Below are 3,945 nucleotides of genomic sequence, written 5' to 3'. Positions count from 1 at the left end.
CGCGCCGGGCCGAGCGAAGGCGAGGCAGCCGCATGACAAGCGCTGCCGGACGCAGTCCGTCCACAGCCCGCGCCGGGCCGAGCGAAGGCGAGGCAGCCGCATAACAAGCGCTGCCGGACGCAGTCCGTCCACAGCCCGCGCCGGGCCGAGCGAAGGCGAGGCAGCCGCATAACAAGCGCTGCCGGACGCAGTCCGTCCACAGCCCGCGCCGGGCCGAGCGAAGGCGAGGCAGCCGCATAACAAGCGCCGCCACCCGGTACGGTGGCGGCGCTCGGCGGTTCCGCGGTCAGGCGACGAGTTCCAGCTCCTTCGCCTCCTCCGCCGTCCGCTCCTGGGCACGGAAGCGCGGCGCGAAGGCCAGCAGGGCGACGAGGGCACCGACGATGGACACGCCCGCGGCGAACTCCAGGCCCGGCCGGTAGGTGTCGAGCATCCCGGCGGCCGAGATATCGGCGTGCGCGCCGGAGGAGATGATCGCCGTGGTCACCGCGAGCACGATGGCCGCGCCGACCTGCATGGAGGTTTGCAGCACACCGGCGGCGAGACCCTGCTCCTCGTCCTCGATGCCGTTGGTGGCCTGGATGTTGATGGCCGGGAAACCGACCCAGCCGATGCCGATGAGCAGCACCGCGGGCAGCAGCATCGTCAGGTAGGAGGGCGCGGTGTCCAGCCGCAGGAACAGCAGGTAACCGACGGCCATCACGACCAGGGTGACCGCGATCACCGGCCCGGTGCCGAAACGATCCACCAGCTTGTCGGAGAAGAACGCCGACAGCACGACGAGCAGACCGACCGGCAGCAGTGCCATGGACAGCTTCAGCGGCGACCAGCCGAGCGTGTCCTGCATGTACAGCGTCACGATGAACTGCCAGCTGAAGTAGGAGCCCGCCACCGCGACGATCGCGAGGCTGGCGCGGACCAGCGAGGACTTGCGCAGAATGCCGAGGCGCACCAGCGGGTAGCGCACCCGCTTCTCCACCGCGACGAATCCGGCGAACAGCGCGACGACCGCGACGAACGAGCCGAGGGTGCGCGCCGACGTCCAGCCCGCTTCGGGCGCGGCGACCACGGTGTACACCAGCAGCAGCATGGCCACGGTGGACAGCAGCGCACCCAGCAGGTCGTGTCCGCCTTCCTCGGCGGGCTTGTCCTTGGGCACCAGCACGTAGGCGGCGGCCAGCGCGGCGAGCGCGATCGGCACCGGGAGCAGGAACGTCCAGCGCCAGCCGACTCCGGTCATCAGGCCGCCGAACAGCAGGCCCATGGAGTAGCCGCCCGCGCCGAAGACCGTGTAGATGGACAGCGCCTTGTTCCTGGCCGGTCCCTCGGCGAAGTTCGTGGTGATGATGGACAGGCCGGTCGGCGCGGTGAACGCGGCGGCGAGGCCCTTGACGAATCGGGTGAGGATCAGCAGCGGACCGGAGCTGACCAGACCACCGGCGAGCGAGGCGACCGCGAAGACCGCGAGCGCGATCAGGAAGACCTTGCGCCGCCCGAGCAGGTCGGCGGTGCGGCCGCCGAGCAGCAAGAGACCGCCGTATCCGAGCACGTATCCGCTGACCAGCCACTGCAGGGTGGAGGTGGACAGATCGAGTTCCGCGCCGATGGACGGGAGCGCGACACCGATCATCGAAACGTCGAGACCGTCGAGGAACAGCACGATGCACAGCGTGATCAGCATGCCCCAGAGCCGGACTGACCATCTGGTCGGATCGGTCGCCGCGGCGGCCGAGAGCGTGGCTGGTGAAGTCATGCGGGGAACATTACATGCGCGTGCATTAAATGCCAACACATTTAATGCAGTTGCATGGACATCCCGGGGCCACTAAGATGGGGCCATGTCGAAGCCGACCACCGTGAGCACGGCCCGGCGCGCCCTCGCGCCCACCGGGCTGGTTGGAGAGTGGCGCGCGCTGCTCGACCGGCACGCGACGGTGAGTTGCGCGCTCGAGAAAGCGCTGCAGAACGGCCATCACATCGGGCTCAGCGAATTCGAGACGCTGGACCGGCTGGTGGACGCGGACTGCGGCGACTACCGCATGAGCGACCTGGCCAACGACATCTACCTGAGTCAGAGCGCGCTGTCACGGGCCGTGGCCCGGCTGGAACGCGACGGTCTCGTCCGGCGCACCATGTGCGCGGAGGATCGCCGCGCCGTGTTCGTCTGCCTCACCGAGAAGGGCCGCGAGGTCTACGAACAGGCCCTGCCCACCCACCGGGCCGTCCTGAGCGACACCTGGGAGTTGCCGGGCCCGCCGAAGTGCTGATCAGCGCGAGAAAGCCCGCAGGTCACAGGGCCTGGCGGGCAGCCTCGATGCCTGCGCGCGCGTCGACCGCCACCGCCTCGATGTTCGCGAATGCCCCGCGGAAGCGTGCGATCTCCTGCTCTTTGTCCACGTAGATCGGTCCGGTGAACGCCTCCACATAGACCACCGGCGGTTCGGACGGCTCGCCGGAAGGCGCCTCCGGGAAATCCAGCAGCACGAACCGGCCTGAGGTCATCCCGTCGTGATAGCGGGAAGCCATCGGCACCAGCCGGATCCGGACGTTCGGCAACTCGGCCCTGCGGAGCAGCTGATCGAGTTGCTCGGCGATCACGACCGGGTCGCCGATCCGCCGCCGCAGCACCCCCTCGCCGATCAGCGCGTCCAGCCGCAGCGGTGCGTCGTTCCGCAAGACCAGCCCCTGCCTGGCCTGCCGTAAACGGACTCTGCGGTCGAGTTCGTCGGCGGACAACTCCGGGTCCGCCGCGGCGAACACCGCGCGGGTGTAAGCCTCGGTCTGCAGCAGTCCCGGGACGAGTTCGTTCTCGTAGGTGGACAGCCGGGTGGCCGCCTCTTCCAGTCCGATGTAGACGTCGAAGCCCTCCGGGATCACGTCGCCGTAGGCGGTCCACCACCCCTTCGCCTTGGTGTCGCGGGCCAACGCACGCAACGGTTCGAGCAGATCGGGCGGCGCGCCGTAGACCTTGCACATCGCCTCGACATCGAGACCGCGCAGCGAGGTCTGCCCGGTCTCGATCCGCCAGATCTTCGCCTCCGACCACTCCAGCTGCTGCGCGGCCACCCGCGTGGTCATCCCCGCCCGGTTGCGCAGATCGCGCAGCTGCCTGCCGAGCTGCCGTCGCGGCATTGTCGATCCGGTCGTCCCCTGTGGTAGCGCCATGCTTCCCCCCTGTTTCGCCGTACACCGGCCGCATCGTGATCCGTGCTGTCTGCGACGCGGCCGCCTCTCCGGACACCCCTGGTGGATGTGCGGGGTACCCGAACAGCATTGTTCACAGTGAAACTCACACCGGTCACGGTGCGTGTCTCAGCTAGGCCGATGGCCGCAGGGAGTCAAACTACTTCCCCCCGCCATGTTTTCGTCCCCTACCTGCGCGGGTTTCGCTTGCGGAAGCGCCAGAACTGCACCGCCCGAACGTCTTCGGACAGCTGGTTGACCGGCTCGGCCACGTCCGACAGCGCCTGGAACAGGTCGTCGGCCAGCTCGCTGATGTGCTCCACCCTGGTCGCCAGGCGCGAGGCGTTCACCAGGAACTCGAGCATCAGGCGGACGGCGGCCGCGATGGTCAGGCCGAGCGGGACGCCCAGCACCGCGGCGAGCACGCCGAGCACCGCCGACACCCGCCACGCCGACACCGTCAGCGCGATGGGCACGGCGAAGGCGAACACCAGCCCCAGGATGTAGGCCAGCGGCAACAGCGTGCGGGTCGCCGGGCGGTGGAACTGCACGTCGAGCAGGGCACGCGCGGCCGCGGCGCTCCACTGCGCGAACGCACGCGGGCTACGGAACGGCTCGGCGGGCTGATCCTCGTCGGCGGCGGCCCCGGACAACCGCTTGGCCGCCGAATCCTTCCACTCGATCCAGCGCGATTCGGCCTCGTACTCCTCCTCGTCCGCAGGCGCACCGGCGGGCGTGCCGGTTCCGTTGGATTCGTCGTCA

General features: G+C 69.3%; 4 protein-coding genes. 1 reads left to right on the top strand and 3 read right to left on the bottom strand.

Annotated elements, in window-relative coordinates:
* Positions 1 to 286: 286 nt before the first annotated feature.
* Positions 287 to 1,753 (bottom strand): MFS transporter, encoded by a 1,467-nt coding sequence (locus ON19_RS01175; protein ID WP_043685104.1) that lies wholly within the window; start codon positions 1,751 to 1,753, stop codon positions 287 to 289.
* 85 nt (positions 1,754 to 1,838) lie between these two features.
* Here ON19_RS01175 and ON19_RS01170 point away from each other — a divergent pair, with 85 nt between their 5' ends.
* Positions 1,839 to 2,267: a MarR family winged helix-turn-helix transcriptional regulator gene (locus ON19_RS01170; RefSeq protein ID WP_043685101.1), complete on the top strand. Its 429-nt coding sequence runs from the start codon at positions 1,839 to 1,841 to the stop codon at positions 2,265 to 2,267.
* 22 nt (positions 2,268 to 2,289) lie between these two features.
* On the opposite strand, the gene ON19_RS01165 is transcribed toward ON19_RS01170, so the two are convergent.
* Together ON19_RS01165 and ON19_RS01160 are read right to left on the bottom strand one after the other, a co-directional pair.
* Positions 2,290 to 3,132, bottom strand: coding sequence for a helix-turn-helix domain-containing protein (locus ON19_RS01165; RefSeq protein WP_227954550.1), 843 nt, complete (start codon positions 3,130 to 3,132; stop codon positions 2,290 to 2,292).
* A gap of 239 nt (positions 3,133 to 3,371) precedes the next feature.
* On the bottom strand, positions 3,372 to 3,945 hold a 574-nt coding region (locus ON19_RS01160; RefSeq protein WP_043685095.1), incomplete at its 5' end, for a DUF4282 domain-containing protein.

This window comes from Nocardia abscessus NBRC 100374 (assembly GCF_000308455.1).
GTDB classification, from domain to species: Bacteria; Actinomycetota; Actinomycetes; order Mycobacteriales; family Mycobacteriaceae; genus Nocardia; species Nocardia abscessus.
The sequence above is the reverse complement of the archived record's forward strand: the minus strand, read 5'-3'. Positions and strand labels throughout refer to the sequence as shown.

Excerpts from the sequence above, each read along its gene's own strand:
- ON19_RS01175 (WP_043685104.1), bottom strand. The coding sequence starts at position 1,753 with ATGACTTCACCAGCCACGCTCTCGGCCGCCGCGGCGACCGATCCGACC.
- ON19_RS01170 (WP_043685101.1), top strand. The coding sequence starts at position 1,839 with ATGTCGAAGCCGACCACCGTGAGCACGGCCCGGCGCGCCCTCGCGCCC.
- ON19_RS01165 (WP_227954550.1), bottom strand. The coding sequence starts at position 3,132 with ATGCCGCGACGGCAGCTCGGCAGGCAGCTGCGCGATCTGCGCAACCGG.